The sequence below is a fragment of the Shewanella sp. genome, from assembly GCF_048265805.1.
Classification (GTDB): Bacteria; Pseudomonadota; Gammaproteobacteria; order Enterobacterales; family Shewanellaceae; genus Shewanella.
Map to the genome: position 1 here is coordinate 26,181 of NZ_JBLXAT010000025.1, position 15,460 is coordinate 41,640.

The 15,460-nt window shown below is 48.6% G+C and carries 13 protein-coding genes; 7 read left to right on the forward strand and 6 right to left on the reverse strand.

What is annotated here, in order from left to right; all coding sequences use genetic code 11:
* Positions 1-7: 7 nt before the first annotated feature.
* Positions 8-970: a 23S rRNA pseudouridine(955/2504/2580) synthase RluC gene (rluC, locus tag ACN0TT_RS15920; protein ID WP_417763131.1), complete on the reverse strand. Its 963-nt coding sequence runs from the start codon at positions 968-970 to the stop codon at positions 8-10.
* Positions 971-1,552: 582 nt separating this feature from the next.
* Between rluC and rne the strand changes: the two genes are divergently transcribed.
* Positions 1,553-4,855 (forward strand): ribonuclease E, encoded by a 3,303-nt coding sequence (gene rne, locus ACN0TT_RS15925; protein WP_417763132.1) that lies wholly within the window; start codon positions 1,553-1,555, stop codon positions 4,853-4,855.
* Positions 4,856-4,994: 139 nt separating this feature from the next.
* Complete coding sequence (locus tag ACN0TT_RS15930; RefSeq protein WP_417763133.1) at positions 4,995-6,548, forward strand: SulP family inorganic anion transporter; 1,554 nt, start codon at positions 4,995-4,997, stop codon at positions 6,546-6,548.
* 75 nt (positions 6,549-6,623) lie between these two features.
* Here ACN0TT_RS15930 and ACN0TT_RS15935 read toward each other — a convergent pair whose 3' ends face one another.
* A complete protein-coding gene (locus ACN0TT_RS15935; RefSeq protein WP_417763154.1) occupies positions 6,624-7,529 on the reverse strand; it encodes a bifunctional methionine sulfoxide reductase B/A protein in 906 nt (301 codons plus the stop codon).
* Between the two features lie 229 nt (positions 7,530-7,758).
* Between ACN0TT_RS15935 and ACN0TT_RS15940 the strand changes: the two genes are divergently transcribed.
* From ACN0TT_RS15940 to ACN0TT_RS15950, 3 genes are all read left to right on the forward strand, one after another.
* Entirely contained in the window at positions 7,759-8,598 is an 840-nt protein-coding gene (locus ACN0TT_RS15940; protein ID WP_417763134.1) for an isopenicillin N synthase family dioxygenase, read from the forward strand.
* Between the two features lie 84 nt (positions 8,599-8,682).
* Positions 8,683-9,624 carry a ribosome biogenesis GTPase YlqF gene (gene ylqF / locus ACN0TT_RS15945; RefSeq protein WP_417763135.1) on the forward strand — a complete coding sequence of 314 codons (942 nt, stop codon included), beginning with the start codon at positions 8,683-8,685 and terminating at the stop codon, positions 9,622-9,624.
* A gap of 268 nt (positions 9,625-9,892) precedes the next feature.
* Positions 9,893-10,180 carry a hypothetical protein gene (locus ACN0TT_RS15950; RefSeq protein ID WP_417763136.1) on the forward strand — a complete coding sequence of 96 codons (288 nt, stop codon included), beginning with the start codon at positions 9,893-9,895 and terminating at the stop codon, positions 10,178-10,180.
* Positions 10,181-10,191: 11 nt separating this feature from the next.
* Here ACN0TT_RS15950 and ACN0TT_RS15955 read toward each other — a convergent pair whose 3' ends face one another.
* Entirely contained in the window at positions 10,192-10,677 is a 486-nt protein-coding gene (locus tag ACN0TT_RS15955; RefSeq protein WP_417763137.1) for a low molecular weight protein-tyrosine-phosphatase, read from the reverse strand.
* A 1-nt stretch (position 10,678) separates the two neighbouring features.
* Positions 10,679-11,593 carry a DNA ligase gene (locus ACN0TT_RS15960; protein WP_417763138.1) on the reverse strand — a complete coding sequence of 305 codons (915 nt, stop codon included), beginning with the start codon at positions 11,591-11,593 and terminating at the stop codon, positions 10,679-10,681.
* A gap of 288 nt (positions 11,594-11,881) precedes the next feature.
* On the opposite strand from ACN0TT_RS15960, the gene ACN0TT_RS15965 reads away from it, so the two are divergent.
* Positions 11,882-12,253 carry a diacylglycerol kinase gene (locus ACN0TT_RS15965; protein WP_417763139.1) on the forward strand — a complete coding sequence of 124 codons (372 nt, stop codon included), beginning with the start codon at positions 11,882-11,884 and terminating at the stop codon, positions 12,251-12,253.
* A gap of 52 nt (positions 12,254-12,305) precedes the next feature.
* On the opposite strand, the gene hdfR is transcribed toward ACN0TT_RS15965, so the two are convergent.
* Positions 12,306-13,160, reverse strand: a complete 855-nt coding sequence (hdfR, locus tag ACN0TT_RS15970; protein ID WP_417763140.1) for an HTH-type transcriptional regulator HdfR — start codon at positions 13,158-13,160, stop codon at positions 12,306-12,308.
* Between the two features lie 111 nt (positions 13,161-13,271).
* On the opposite strand from hdfR, the gene ACN0TT_RS15975 reads away from it, so the two are divergent.
* Positions 13,272-13,721, forward strand: coding sequence for a DUF413 domain-containing protein (locus tag ACN0TT_RS15975; protein WP_417763141.1), 450 nt, complete (start codon positions 13,272-13,274; stop codon positions 13,719-13,721).
* 62 nt (positions 13,722-13,783) lie between these two features.
* On the opposite strand, the gene ACN0TT_RS15980 is transcribed toward ACN0TT_RS15975, so the two are convergent.
* Positions 13,784-15,337, reverse strand: a complete 1,554-nt coding sequence (locus ACN0TT_RS15980) for a M28 family metallopeptidase (protein WP_417763155.1) — start codon at positions 15,335-15,337, stop codon at positions 13,784-13,786.
* Between the last annotated feature and the right edge of the window lie 123 nt (positions 15,338-15,460).

The following is a 15,460-nucleotide window of genomic DNA, read 5'->3' on the forward strand; positions in this document are numbered from 1 at the left end:
TCCGCTCCTAACACTTCTTCAATTTATCGAGTAACTGTTGCAACTCATCATCTAATCGCGCTTGCACTTCCATCACCTCTTCGGTGCCTGGATGAGTAAAGCGCAATTGTGCCGCATGTAGGAACAAGCGGTTTAAACCGAGGGCTCGCATGCTATCATCAAACGCTTGTTCACTGTATTTCTCGTCACACGCAATCGGATGACCCACATATTGGCAATGCACTCTAATTTGGTGCGTACGACCAGTCACAGGGCTTGCCTTTACTAAGGTACCTTGCTCATAGCGCTGCATAATACGGAAATGAGTTTCCGACGGTTTACCTTCCGCGTTAACGCGCACGATGCGCTCACCGTGCGGCAAGGTAATTTTTAACAAGGGGGCCTTCACCACACGATCGTGGGCTTGCCAAGCGCCGCGCACCAAAGCTAGGTAATCTTTCTGCATCTGTTTGTTGCGCAGTTGATCATGTAGATGCCGCAGCGCGCTACGCTTTTTAGCTACCAATAACACGCCAGAGGTTTCTTTATCGAGACGGTGCACTAGCTCAAGAAACTTCTGTTCCGGCCGTAACGATCGCAAGCCCTCAATCAGACCATAATCCACCCCACTACCACCGTGCACTGCAATGCCTGCTGGCTTGTTCATTACGATGAGGTGTTTGTCTTCAAACAGAATACGTTCTTCAAGCTGAGCAACGCGATGCAGATGCGGCGATGGCGCAGTACGCGGATCACTTTCGCTAACGCGCACTGGCGGAATACGCACTACATCACCGTCCTGCAGTTTGTACTCAGGCTTGATGCGTTTTTTATTGACCCGCACTTCCCCTTTACGCACGATGCGATAGATCATGCTTTTAGGCACGCCTTTTAACTTCGCTAACAGGAAGTTATCGATACGTTGGCCGGTATTGTCTTCGTCGATGGTCAGCATCTGTACTTGCTGAAACTGAGATTCGTTGTTGGTCATCTTTTTCACTGAGGAAAGTAAAGCGCCTTATTGTACATGAAGTCGCGGGATTTCATTGCTCTAATTTTTTAATTCAGCTATATTTCAGCAGCTAACAGAAACGTGACTGCTTGATTTTTTAGCATTCTAATCTGTTTTGCACTGTGGGCAAGAGAAGTAAAGTTTAAAAACTATGGTCGCATGTCATTGATATGCAGGCTGTCGCTGAACACAAATGACATTTATATAGTGTTGACAGTCAAACCTGAAAAACAATTAGCATTTCATACTTTTATCTTGGCTTGCTCTACAATGAAACGAATATATTAATGTTAACCAGTTATCGAACGACACATATCGCCTTTGGCATTACTGGAACAATTTAACGAATTTATGGGGTTGGTTGACGTTTAACAACGAATTCCTTGTTTTTGTCACTATTGAAAATAAGCCATAAATAGGAAGCTACACGCAGCGACTGCGTCTAACAGCAATGAGCTCCTTTGCCTGGGTTCCAACCGTGAGGTTGCGAGCAGAGTCCCAAGGCCCGTAATGTAGCGCTAATGTGCCGTTTAGATGACCAAATAGAAGATTATTGTCATCATGAAACGGATGCTTATTAACGCAACTCAATCTGAAGAGTTGCGCGTTGCCCTAGTCGATGGGCAGCAACTTTATGATCTGGATATCGAAAGTCCAGGTCACGAACAGAAAAAAGCGAACATCTACAAAGGTAAAATCACCCGCGTAGAACCTTCTCTCGAAGCTGCTTTTGTTGACTATGGCGTTGACCGTCATGGCTTTCTGCCTCTCAAAGAAATCGCCCGCGAATACTTCCCACAAGGCTATACCTTCCAAGGTCGTCCTAACATCAAAGATGTGGTCAAAGAAGGCCAAGAAGTTATCGTGCAGATTGATAAAGAAGAACGCGGTAATAAAGGTGCAGCACTCACCACCTTTATCAGCTTAGCGGGTTCTTATTTGGTATTAATGCCAAACAATCCACGTGCAGGCGGCATCTCTCGTCGTATCGAAGGTGACGAGCGTACTGAGCTGAAAGAAGCCTTGTCTGAGCTTGAAGTGCCAAACGGTATGGGGCTGATTGTTCGTACCGCTGGCGTAGGCAAAGCCTCTGGCGAACTGCAATGGGATTTAAAAGTCCTGCTGCACCATTGGAACGCTATTCAAGAAGCAGCAAACAGCAAAAGCGGCCCATTCTTGATCCACCAAGAAAGTAACGTCATTGTACGTGCTATCCGTGACTATTTACGTCGCGATGTGGGCGAGATTCTGATTGACCATCCACGTATTTATGAAGACGCCAAACAGCACGTATCACTGGTACGTCCTGACTTTGTAGAGCGTGTAAAACAGTACAAATCAGAAGTGCCATTGTTCACTCACTATCAGATTGAGTCGCAAATTGAGTCAGCCTTCCAACGTGAAGTGCGCCTGCCATCTGGTGGCTCAATCGTGATTGACCCAACTGAAGCGCTAACCTCTATCGATATCAACTCTGCTCGCGCCACTAAAGGCGGTGATATTGAAGAAACCGCGCTGAACACCAACTTAGAAGCAGCCGATGAAATCGCACGCCAACTGCGTTTGCGTGACCTCGGCGGCTTGGTGGTGATCGACTTCATTGACATGACCCCAGTACGCCACCAACGCGAAGTTGAAAACCGTCTGCGTGATGCCGTACGTCACGACCGTGCCCGCGTTCAAATCGGCCGTATCTCACGCTTTGGTTTGATGGAAATGTCACGCCAACGTCTGCGTCCATCTTTGGAAGAATCAGCTGCACACATCTGCCCTCGCTGTCATGGTCAAGGCACCATTCGTGGTACTGAATCATTAGCGCTGTCAATTCTGCGTTTGATGGAAGAGGAAGCGATCAAAGAGAACACTGCCCAAATCGAAGCGATTGTGCCAGTTGACGTTGCCGCCTTCCTGCTGAACGAAAAACGCAAAGCGATTCGCATCACTGAAGAACGTCACGACGTTGAAGTGTATATCATTCCAGATGCGAACATGACCACCCCCGACTACCGAGTGGTGCGTCATCGTACTGATGATGAAATTGACGAAGCAAGCTACGCGCGAGCTGAGAAGCCAGAAGCCAAACTGTACGAACCACGTAAACTGGAACGAGCTGCGGCCCCTACTCCAGCACTCAGTGGTTTTGCTACACCAGCCAAGGCTGACGTAGAAGCCAGTGCGAATAAAGCGTCTGCCGCAAAAGCAGCTAAACCTGCAGCGACCCAAGCCAAAGCCGCTGATGCACAACCAGGCTTGTTAGCCCGCTTCTTTAGCGCACTGTCATCTATCTTCTCTAGCGAAAGCAAAAAAGAAGAAGTAGAGCTAGAACGCAAACCACAGCAGAACAGCCGTAGCAACAACAATCGTAACCGCAATAATGAGCGTAACGATCGTCGTCGTAAGAACAACCGCAATGGCAAGCAAGCTAGCGATGTTGATAACAAAGATAAATCAACAGAAGAAAGCAAAACGGATAAGCCAAACAACAACAGCAGAAGACGTAATCAGAAAACTGATAACGTCAAAGCTAATCGTAATGAGCGCACAGCAAAAGCTGCTGAAGTTACTGCGAGTGATGAGGTAAAAGACACTGCCGACAACGCACAGCCGCAAAAAGAAGTGGTACGCGAACGTCGTCAGCGCCGCAACATGCGTCGCAAAGTACGCTTCGACCAAGATGCTCCAGCAACCAATACTGAAGCAGCGGCCGTTGAAACTGCACCAGCTAGCAACAATGAAACCGTTGCGAAAACTACTGACAAACCAGCAGAAAAAGCACAAGAGAAACCACGTCGTAATCGTCGTAACAACGATGATAAGCGTCAAGAAAAAGCCGTAACCACTGACGATAGCACTACCGAAATTGCCGCAGTGGTTACTGAGGTAGCAGCCACTGAGCTTAACGGTGCGGAAAGCGACACAGTGACAGCAGTTAAAGCCGCTACCGTTGACAACGTAGAGGTTGAAAGCGCAGATGCAAATGCCGAAGATAGCGCCGACAACATCGATGAAAACGGCCGTGAAAAACGCGAAGGCCGCCGTAATCGACGTAGCCCACGTCATCTGCGTGCTGCCGGTCAACGTCGCCGTCGTGAAAACGAAGAACAACAAGGTGAAGACAACGCGGAATCTGTTGCGCAAACAACAGCTGATGAAAATACTGCCAACGCGTCTGCACCCGTAGCCGCAAAAGCAGAAGTTGAAGTCGCAGTAAAAGCTGACAACAGCGTAGCGGTTGAAGCTAAAGCAGAAGCGGCACCAGCCAAACCTGCGGCAGAGCCTGTAGCTAACGAAGCTAAAGCAGAAGCGGCAACAGCCAAACCAGCGGTAGATCCTGTAGCTAACGAAACTAAAGCAGAAGTAGCACCAGCCAAGCCTGCGGTAGAGCCTGTAGCTAACGAAACTAAAGCAGAAGCAGCACCAGCTAAGCCTGCGGTAGAGCCTGTAGCTAACGAAACTAAAGCAGAAGCAGCACCAGCCAAACCTGCGGTAGAGTCTGTAGCTAACGAAGCTAAAGCAGAAGCAGCACCAGCTAAACCTGCGGCAGAGCCAGCAGAGAAATTAGCAAGTAATGCTTCAGCGCCAATGGCTAAGCCTGCATCTGTAGCAGCAGCGAGCAAACCTGCTGTTGCTACCACTGCGGCGGTAGCTGCTGAGCCTACAGCCGCCGCACCAGTGGCAGCTAAAGCGCCGCGTGCTAGCCGTTATCAATCGATGATTGGGGCGCAAATGACTAAGCCTGAAGTCGAACAACGTGAAAATGTTGCGGTACCGCAAGGTCATGAATATGCGTCTAACGGCCAACAAGTTGCGCCAAAAAGCCCACGCGCTAATAGTGCCTCGTCAGATATGGCTAAGCCTGAATAGCTGACCCACTAGCGTTGCAAAGCCATGCCTCTCGGCATGGCTTTTTTATTTGATGTGTTTCGCACTTTTTAAACATTCGTCAATCTGCTAGTATGCGCGCCCTCTAAGTCACCCTTTCAGATTGGAATCCTTTAACCACATGTTTGAGTTAAATCGCCACAAATCTGCGAGCGTACGCGCCGACGTACTCTCTGGCCTAACTGTCGCTATGGCCTTAATTCCAGAAGCCGTCGCGTTTGCTTTTGTCGCCCACGTCGCTCCTATGGTTGGTCTGTATGGCGCATTCATTATGTGCTTAGTGACCGCCGTGTTTGGTGGTCGCCCAGGCATGATCTCTGGTGCCACCGGTGCAATGGCCGTAGTAATGGTAGATCTGGTGGACAGCCACGGCTTGAGTTATTTACTGGCGGCGGTGGCCCTTGCTGGCGTATTCCAACTACTCGCAGGCGTATTTAAGCTAGGTAAGTTTATTCGTATCGTACCTACGTCAGTCATGGTGGGCTTCGTTAATGGCTTAGCGATTGTGATCTTCCTTGCGCAGATCGGCCAATTTAAAACCAAAGGCCTTGATGGTGAAATGCATTGGCTAGCAACGAGTGACATACAACTGATGTTAGTATTGGTGTTGGTCACGATGGCGATTGTGCACTTCTTACCAAAACTCACCACGGCAGTTCCTGCCTCACTGGTCGCTATTCTCGCTGTGACAGGCATAGTGCATGGATTCGACCTTGATACGCGTACCGTCGTGGACTTTCTCCGCAATATGAGCGGTGATGAGGCCTCCACCATTGCCGGTTCGCTACCAAGCTTTAATCTTCCTGCAATTCCAACGAATTGGGAAACCTTATACGTTGTGCTGCCCTACTCGGTGATCTTAGCGTCAGTTGGCTTGATTGAGTCACTATTGACGCTCACCGTCGTCGACGAGATGACCCAAACCCGTGGCCAAGGCAACCGTGAATGTTTAGCACAAGGTGCTGGTAACGTTGTCAGTGGTTTCTTCGGCGCTATGGGCGGTTGTGCCATGATTGGCCAGTCGATGATTAACGTAAACTCCGGCGGTCGCGGACGGCTATCGGGGATTACTGCCGGTTTAATGCTGTTGGTATTTATCCTGTTTGCAGCCAGCTTTATTGAGATGATCCCATTAGCGGCCTTAGTTGGCGTGATGATGATGGTAGTATTAGGCACCTTTGAGTGGGCCAGCTTCAAGATGATGCGCAAAGTGCCTAAACACGATGCCTTTGTGATCATACTAGTGACTATTGTGACCGTTTTTACCGACTTAGCCATTGCAGTATTCACTGGGGTGATCGTGTCGGCGCTGGTGTTTGCTTGGCAACATGCTAAGCATATTGAAGCCAAGCGCACCGACGCTGACGGCCATACGTTATATCAACTGAAGGGCCCGCTGTTCTTTGGCTCAACCTCCTCGTTCCTTGAGTTATTTGATGCCGAGCAAGACAGCGATGATGTGGTGATCGATTTTGGTCGCTCACGAGTGTGCGACCATTCTGCACTAGAGGCCATTGATACCTTGGCCGAGCGCTATGTCAAACTCGGTAAGAAACTACACCTACAACACCTGTCTGAAGACTGTAAAAAGCTACTCACAAAAGCGGGTGATTTGGTGGAAATCGATCTAGGTAGCGACCCCACCTATCGCGTAGCCGATGATAAGCTGGGCTAACCTATAGTTCACGCTGCAGATACTACAAGGGAAGCCACATCGGCTTCCCTTGTGATTATTGAGGCATCCAAGCGCTTAGGCTTTAAGATAACTGCGGTATTGCTGCCGAATCTTTGCCACTTTCGGATTAATCACCACCGCGCAGTATGGCTGCTGCGGATGACGCGCGAAATAATCGAGGTGTTCCTGCTCCGCACGATAAAACGTCTGATAGGCGCTAATCTCGGTGACTATCGGCGCATCAAACACTTGTTCAGCGGTCAGGTCGGCAATCACTTTATTGGCAATATCCGCTTGCTCAGCATTGTGAACGAAAATCACCGAACGATATTGGCTTCCAACGTCGTTTCCTTGGCGATTCAATGTGGTTGGATCGTGGCTGGTAAAGAAAATCCGCAGGATCTCCTCATAACTGATCACGGTGTCGATAAATTTGATCTGCACCACTTCAGCATGTCCCGTATCGCCCCCGCACACTTGACGGTAATCCGCAGTTTCTGCCGTGCCACCAGCATAACCAGGCAATACTTCCAACACCCCTTCTATCTCTTTGAACACCGCTTCAGTGCACCAAAAGCAGCCACCGCCCAAGGTTGCTACGTTGTCGTTGTTCGTGCTTACTTCATCTGCAAGCGCTTCAAAAGTCATCGAAACTGAGTTGACACAATGACGAATATTTTTCTCGGTAAACTGCTCACCTTCAAACACATGGCCCAAATGGCCGCCACAAGCACTACAAGTAATCTCCACCCGCATACCGTCAGCGTCTGGCACCCGCGTGACTGCGCCAGCAATTTCATCATCAAACGCCGGCCAGCCACAATGCGCCATAAACTTGTGCTCAGACAAAAATAGCGGTGCACCGCACTTACGGCACAGATAACGGCCTTTGGCATGGTGATGATAATACTCGCCGCTAAATGGTCGTTCAGTACCTTTCTGCTCAATGACATACTGCTCAAACTCATTAAGAGGTGGCATGGATTTCATGAGGACTCCTGCTATAAAACATTAACTACCGCACACCAATTAACTGACTCACAATATCAACGGTGCTCGATGTGATTCAGATCACTTTACGTTGCCGCGCAACGGACATCAAGGTAGACTTGCCCCGCACTCACGCCCCGACTAAACCTTGTTCAGTCGTCACACAAGATGGTGGCTTACCACCGCAGCAGTGAATGGCACTTTTTAGAAGAGTATGACCATGAAATTAGAAACCATAGATTACCAAGCAGCCGATGCCCCACAGCGCTTTGTTGAGTCACTGCGTAATACTGGCTTTGGTGTATTAAGCAACCATCCGATAGCTCAACCGCTGGTGGAGCAAATTTATCGCGACTGGCAAGCGTTTTTCCTGTCGGACGATAAACAGCAATACCTGTTTAATCCGAGTACACAAGATGGATTTTTCCCTGCTAGCGTGTCGGAAACCGCCAAGGGTAATAGCCTGAAAGACATCAAAGAGTATTTTCATGTCTATCCTTGGGGACAAATACCCGCCGCGCTGCGCGACAACATTATTAACTACTACCAGTTGGCCAACCAACTTGCCGCCGAGTTGTTAGATTGGGTGGAGCAATATTCCCCCGCTGAGGTAGCGCAACATTATCGTGAGCCGCTGTCGAAGATGATTGCTGACAGCCAAAAAACCTTGCTGCGGATTTTGCATTATCCACCACTAACCGGTAGTGAAACGCCGGGGGCTATTCGCGCCGCCGCTCACGAAGATATCAATCTGCTGACGGTACTGCCGGCCGCCAACGAACCAGGCCTACAAGTGAAAGGCCGCAACGGCGAATGGATTGACGTCCCCAGCGATTTTGGCAACCTGATCATCAATATCGGTGACATGTTGCAAGAGGCATCTAATGGATACTTTCCGTCAACCACGCACCGCGTGATCAATCCGCAAGGCGCGGATATGCGTAAATCGCGTATCTCCCTGCCACTGTTTTTACATCCACGGCCAGAGGTGGAGCTTTCAGCGCGTTATACCGCCGACAGTTACCTAATGGAACGGTTGCGTGAGCTTGGGGTGATTTAACGCCAAACAGCGCCTACGGGCGCTTTTTTTTATTAGCTTTGCTAAAATATTGCAGTTAACAGATTTAGTAGGAAAATTAATCAGATGGCGATTCAATGGTATCCGGGTCACATGCATAAAGCCCGTAAAGAGATCGAAAAGGTCATGCCGCAGATCGATCTCGTTATTGAGGTGTTAGATGCCCGCATTCCGTACAGCAGCGAAAACCCGATGGTGGCGCAACTGCGTGGTGATCGCCCCTGCATCAAACTATTGAATAAATCCGACTTGGCCGACCCAGAAATCACCGCCCGTTGGATTGAATATCTGGAGCAAGAGCAAGGTGTTAAAGCGCAAGCTATTACCACGTTGCAACCCGGCATGGTAAAAAAGCTGCCCGATTTGTGCCGTAAACTGGTCCCCATTGAGGAAGGCAGTGTGAAGAACATTCGCACCATGATCATGGGCATCCCTAACGTGGGCAAGTCCACCATCATCAACCTGTTGGCTGGCCGCGTGATTGCTAAAACGGGTAACGAACCGGCAGTCACTAAAACGCAGCAACGCATTAACCTCAATAACGGCATTGTATTGTCAGATACGCCGGGGATTTTGTGGCCCAAAGTGGACAACGAAGCCAGCAGCTACCGCTTGGCTGTCACCGGTGCCATTAAAGATACCGCGATGGAATACGACGACGTTGCCCTCTTCGCTTGTGAGTATTTCCTTAACGCTTATCCGCAAGCCATGCAGGAACGCTTTAATCTGCCTGAACTGCCGCAAAGCGATATCGAGTTGCTAGAGGAAATCGGCCGTCGCCGTGGTGCTTTACGTGCTGGCGGTCGAGTCGACCTGCACAAAGCATCCGAAGCGGTATTGCACGACTATCGCTCGGGCAAGATTGGGCAGTTGTCGCTAGAAACTCCTGAGATGGCTGCAGCAGAAAAGATTGAAGTTGCCCAAATGCTGGCGGAAAAGGAAGCTGAAAAAGCTCGCCGTAAAGAAGAGATGAAACTGAAACACTCAGGCAAGCGTCATCAGGGGTAATCTGATTGAGCGACAGTATTTTTGTCGCTAAAACGCGCTAAAAAATAGCTGATAACTTCAGCTATCCCACGTTAAAACCTGTGTTAATATCGGCGGTACACTGTTCAAGGATGAATAAGGAACCGCCATGTCTTCTGGCACCACTTCACGTATTACACTGCAAGGCATCACTTTTAACTATTGGCTACGCTTCCAATGAATTGGATTAGCCATTGGTGTTGTAAGCTATTGGCTCAGCTATAGTGCTGGCCCCGCTGCTTCTGCATCTATGTACAAAAATTATGTCTATGAGTATCCAATCCTGTGGGGCATCTACTATCTGTTTAACGCCTTATGTTTCCCTTTTGGCTACTATGTTTACCAGCAAGTCATCCCTCGAATATTTGACCGCTATAAAAGTGAAGTACCACTGCCGCCAAATATTTTTAAAGTCGCCGAAGTGCTGATGGTACTGGTTTTTTGGAGCCTCTATTGGTTTTTGGCACTAGCGGGGTATATCTCAGACAAAAGAGCCAAACAACATCATGCTGAATCTCGACTCCAGCAACATCACTAACGGTTAAACGATCAATATGTGGCCTGCAGTTCATTGAACAGGCCATCAATCGCCTCTTCCAATAAATCGAGAACCCGCTCAAAACCATCGCTGCCGCCGTAATAGGGATCGGGCACCTCCACGGTACTGCCTTTACCAAATGCCATAATTAACGCCAGCTTATGCTGATACGCTTCCGGACAACGCCCCAGTAAATCAGCCAAATTCTGTTCATCAGCCGCCAAAATCAGGTCAAATTCGGCAAAGTCACTTTGCGTTAATTTGCGCGCGCGAATGCCACTAAAATCGATGCCTCGACGTTCCAATGCGGCTTGAGCGCGAATATCGGGTTGCTCACCTTGGTGATAATCAATGGTGCCCGCCGAATCAAACTCCAACGCCAACCCTGTATCTTGCGCTTTGGCTCTGGCAATCGCCTCAGCGGTAGGCGAACGGCAGATATTGCCCATGCAAACAAATAGAATTTTGCGAATGTTGGCGGTAAGTAGTGGCAACAAGTTAGTGCTCTCCGTTGTTAGAGGGTGACGCCGAGGTGGTGGCATCTCGAGATAATTCATAGTCAGATCTTACGCGAATAAAACGGGCAAACCTAGGTTTACCGCCTGAAGTGTAGCCGTTGTGGGCAAAGGTGATCCAACTGCCAATCACTGGCGGATGACGACGCTCGGCATCAGAAAAGCCAGTGCCGATCTTGAAACGTACTCCGTCACTCGTTTCCACCAGCAAAGAGCCCATCATGTCTTGATATTTGCCTTGGCCAGGCAGAATGGCCAACACCTTGGCCTCAGCATCATCAATTGGTTTCAATTTAAATAGGTAGGGACTACGGCCACTAACTAGCGGCGCGTCGCGCCGATGCAACACCAACCCTTCACCACCGCGCTGTACCACCTGTGCTAACTGTTGCTGCAACAGTTCAACGGTTTGCCCAACTTGTTGCGGGATCACTTTAAGGTAGGGCGTAGAGCCATCAAACAGGAGAAAGTGACGATAACGACGCTCAAAATTACCTGCTGCTGTAGGCGCATCAAACAACCAGTATTTCACCGTGTGCCAATCAGCTTCATCGCCTAAATCCCGTGCCAGCAATGACACTTTATCAAAACTGTTGTAGCCACCCCATAACTCACCTTCGAGTGGTTCATCAGGAAAACCTTGGGTAAACCAGGTTGGCGCATTGATACGCATGCCCGAACGGCTATATAACTGCTCGCCGTCCCAGCGAGCGCGCACACCATCCAGTTTTTCACTCACGAGATACAGTGACGGATCTTGCGGCTCGTCGGTTTGCCAAACTTTGGCTAATTCGGGTTCGGTTAACGTGGGTCGATAGCGATCGGGTTCTGTCCCTTGTGCTGCAGCGAATAGTGTGGAAAAAATCAACAAGCAATAGCATTTTACTAAATAACGCATAGTTGGCCTCCATGCCTTAATTATTTGTTAAGCCAGTCAAGTTGCAATAACACCTCACTAAACTGGGGCTGCTGTTCAATTCATTTGCCCCAGCAGCTCACTTACTAATACTGCACCAATCAACGGCGTTGAGGAAGCGATGACGACTAACCAATGGAGGTTATCAAGCAAAATCTGCGGTAATGCTTCGGCTTTATGCCCGCTATTTTCAATAAATTATGGTGCTATACTGGCGCGGCGTTGCGCTTTACCGTTAATCCAATTGCCACAGGATGTCAGCTATTCATTATGAAACCAGTTAATAATCACGGTATTAAACGCGTTGTTCGTGCGACGGGATTTTCAATAAAAGGCCTCAAAGCGGCGTGGCTACACGAAGCGGCCTTTCGACAAGAAAGTGTACTAGCATTCATCATGTTACCGATAGCTCTGTTGCTGCCGCTACCGACAGTAGAGCGATTATTGCTGATGATTACCGTCCTTATTGTGCTGATTGTAGAGCTACTTAATTCCGCCATAGAAGCGGTAGTCGACCGGGTTGGCGATGAAATCCACCCGCTCAGTGGTCGCGCCAAAGATATCGCCTCCGCGGCGGTATTTTTCAGCCTAGTGTTGTGTGGTTTAACTTGGGTCAGCATCTTATGGCCGCTACTGTTTTAGCATCAGCACACCATAAACACAGCCACGCTAACAGGATAGCATGGCTGTGTTATTAGAGCGGAGGCGTTCCACGCCTTAAGAAGTCAACCGCACGGCGAATTTCCGATAAGCGCTCGTTATTGGCTAAGTAGCTGATATAGACATTACGGCTAATGCTCGGCGCATTTTTCACCCAATGTAATACCCCTTTATCAATTTCTGTTTGCACCATGTTTTGCGGTAGAAACGCAGACCCGCCGTTATTAATCAAAAAGTCGAGTGCGATGCGCGCCGAACCCGTGTGCAACACAGGTAACGGCAGTTGTGCAAAATCTCTGGCATGTTGAATGTTAAACGCCGTGCCCCAATCCACTTTAATATATTGCCGAGCACTGAGCTGTTGGAGGTTATCCGCCGGTTCGCTCGCCACTAACGACAACACCACCTCACCTATCTGCAACAACTCAAACTCTTCCAATTTAGGCGGATCAAACGAAATAGCAATATCGAGCGTGCGTTCCATTAACTGTCGCGTTAGCACCGATTGTGTTAGCACCTCAGTTCGCAGGGAGATACCCATCATGCCTTTGTGGAGGTTTTGCAAAAACTCTTGTAAGAAGGCATCCCACAGATTCGGGGCAGCGCCAATGGCAAGTTGTACGGATTGATGTTGGCTCAGTGACACATCTTGCTTAGCACGTTCCCACGCCATTAGCACAGCTTCAGCATGCACTAACATACGTTCACCCGCCGGAGTGGGTTGAATGTTATTGCGCTGCCGCTCAAATAATTCTACCCCGAGGATTGTCTCTAACTGTTTGACACGAAAAGAAACCGCGCTGCGCGTTAGAAAAAGATTATCCGCCGCCTTACCAAAATGACGGGTATGAGAAACTTCCAAAAAAGTTTTAAGCAGATCGGTATCCATAAAATTCTTTCAACAAGGGGGTAAAATTTTTTTGATTTATTTACGCATAATACTAGCCAATACTCTGCTTGAAAATCTCCTGCTCAGGTAAATTTTACGAGGAATGAGACTATGTTAAGCACTACTTCTACATCCATGAACACAGCAGTTTTGGTGAATGCAGAAACTGCGACTAGTTTTTCATCTGATCGTCCATTTTACGATGACGCTAATTTTCCAAGAGGTTTCAAACGCTCAGGCGACTTTACCAACAAAGAAGCTGAGTTATTGGAAACTTACGGTGTCGCATTACGGGATTTAGCCAAACGCAGCCGTACGGCAATCAATGCCGAAGAACAGCACTTTGTTGATGTTGTGAACGGCCAAGCCAACGCGGAAACCACCTTAGAGAAACTGTGGCTGAAATACACTAAATTAGCCATGGGCAAGCCGTTCTATGCGGTGGTTGGTACTACGTTGATCAAAAGCAGCAGCCATGTGGCTGACTCCGTCGAAACGTTGGAAGCGGATATTGAACTGGCTGAAGACAGCGATGAAGCTGAAGTGAGTGAAGTGGACTAAGACGCGACTTAGCAAAAAGGAGACCTCAGGTCTCCTTTTTCATTATTAGCGTAAAGCGCAACTTAACGGCCGTCTTGGGCACGGCGCTTTTTAAAGTCCGAATCTTCGAGCCATTTTGGCCAATCGCGGTTGTGGGTCAAACGATCAATCACGTCGCTGATCAGCGTCAGATCTTGTTTCACACCATCCAGCTTCCAACTTGGGTTGTAGTCGTCCGCCGCTTGGTGATATTTGTGAGCTATATAATCTGGGTCGGTATCGCCCAAACTCATAAACAGCAATCCAGGCACGCCCTCTTTGGCAAACGCAAAATGGTCAGAACGGAACATCAAACCGTTTTGTGGACGTGGATCGGGTTTCACATGACGCCCCTGCTTCGCTGCAGCATCCGCCATATATTTTTCCAACTCTGACACGCCATCACCATAACGCAAAATGTAATCCACGCCTTGGCCCATGTTCATACCGTCGATATTCAAAAACGCCGCAATCTGTTTGGTTGGCATTGGCGGGTTTTCTGCAAAATATTGCGCACCAATAAGGCCTGTTTCTTCTGCGGTAAAGTTCGCAAAGATAACTGAACGATCCGGAGCGTCATCCCCCGTCAAACTCTTGAAGTGACGCGCTAAATCAAGCACACCAGCCACGCCAGACGCGTTATCAACAGCACCGTTATAAATCACAGGTTTGCCATCAACCAGCTCTTTACCGAGGTGATCCCAGTGAGCATGCATTATCACATATTCATCAGGATACTTAGTGCCACGCAACACACCCGCAACGTTGTGCGATTCAGCACGTTCAATACGGTTTTTCAGCGTCAGGTTAGCTTTCATATCCAACGGAATCGCTTTAAAGCCAGGTTTCTCAGCGGTGTGTTTGATTTGGTCAAAATCGATGCCAGCTTTGGCAAAAAGCTTTTGTGCCACATCATGTTGAATCCAGCCCATGATGCCGACTTTTGACATATTGTCGTGGTCATCCACTAAGGTAAAACGGGTGCTGGTGCCGCCTGCAGCGACAACATTCCACCCATAAGCCGCAGGGGCAGTTTCGTGCACGATGAATACCGCTTTAGCGCCTTGGCGTGCCGCTTCTTCATACTTGTAAGTCCAACGGCCATAGTAAGTCATGGCGTTGCCTTTAAACACATTAGGGTCTTGTGTAGCAAAGCCTGGGTCATTGACCAGCACAATCACGGTTTTGCCTTTTACATCAACCCCGGCATAATCGTTCCAGCCATATTCAGGCGCATTGATACCGTAACCCACAAAGACAACGTCGCTATCTTTAACGTCCACTTCTTCGGCTAACTGCTCAGTACGTGCGATGAAATCATCAACTAACTTAAAGCTCATGTCGCCAATACTAAGTTGCATGTCTTTGTTAAGCGGTGTAATTTTCGCCATCGGCACTTTCTGCAGAAAGTTTTTACCAAAAGCAGGTTGTAGGCCGATATCTTTAAACGATTTTTCTAGGTAGGTTAACGTTAGCATTTCGCCTTTAGACAGTGGCGCGCGGCCTTCAAACTGGTCACTGGCAAGCGTTTTAACGTCGTTGCGATAAGCTTGTTCATGAAACTGATACGGCGCGGCCTGAAGCACTGGTGTCAACATCAACCCCGCAATACCTAACAAAGAACGGAATTTCACTGCATGTTCCTTCATATTGTTATAAATAGGCATTCATTCTAGCAGCGAATAACCTCACGGCAATCGCCAGTTACGCATTGTTAGCCG

Coding starts and splice junctions, on each gene's coding strand:
- ACN0TT_RS15930 (WP_417763133.1), top strand. CDS start 4,995: ATGTTTGAGTTAAATCGCCACAAATCTGCGAGCGTACGCGCCGACGTA.
- ACN0TT_RS15975 (WP_417763141.1), top strand. CDS start 13,272: ATGTTAAGCACTACTTCTACATCCATGAACACAGCAGTTTTGGTGAAT.
- ACN0TT_RS15960 (WP_417763138.1), bottom strand. CDS start 11,593: ATGCGTTATTTAGTAAAATGCTATTGCTTGTTGATTTTTTCCACACTA.
- ylqF (WP_417763135.1), top strand. CDS start 8,683: ATGGCGATTCAATGGTATCCGGGTCACATGCATAAAGCCCGTAAAGAG.
- hdfR (WP_417763140.1), bottom strand. CDS start 13,160: ATGGATACCGATCTGCTTAAAACTTTTTTGGAAGTTTCTCATACCCGT.
- ACN0TT_RS15980 (WP_417763155.1), bottom strand. CDS start 15,337: ATGTTGACACCAGTGCTTCAGGCCGCGCCGTATCAGTTTCATGAACAA.
- ACN0TT_RS15935 (WP_417763154.1), bottom strand. CDS start 7,529: ATGCCACCTCTTAATGAGTTTGAGCAGTATGTCATTGAGCAGAAAGGT.
- rluC (WP_417763131.1), bottom strand. CDS start 970: ATGACCAACAACGAATCTCAGTTTCAGCAAGTACAGATGCTGACCATC.
- ACN0TT_RS15950 (WP_417763136.1), top strand. CDS start 9,893: ATGTACAAAAATTATGTCTATGAGTATCCAATCCTGTGGGGCATCTAC.
- ACN0TT_RS15965 (WP_417763139.1), top strand. CDS start 11,882: ATGAAACCAGTTAATAATCACGGTATTAAACGCGTTGTTCGTGCGACG.
- ACN0TT_RS15940 (WP_417763134.1), top strand. CDS start 7,759: ATGAAATTAGAAACCATAGATTACCAAGCAGCCGATGCCCCACAGCGC.
- rne (WP_417763132.1), top strand. CDS start 1,553: ATGAAACGGATGCTTATTAACGCAACTCAATCTGAAGAGTTGCGCGTT.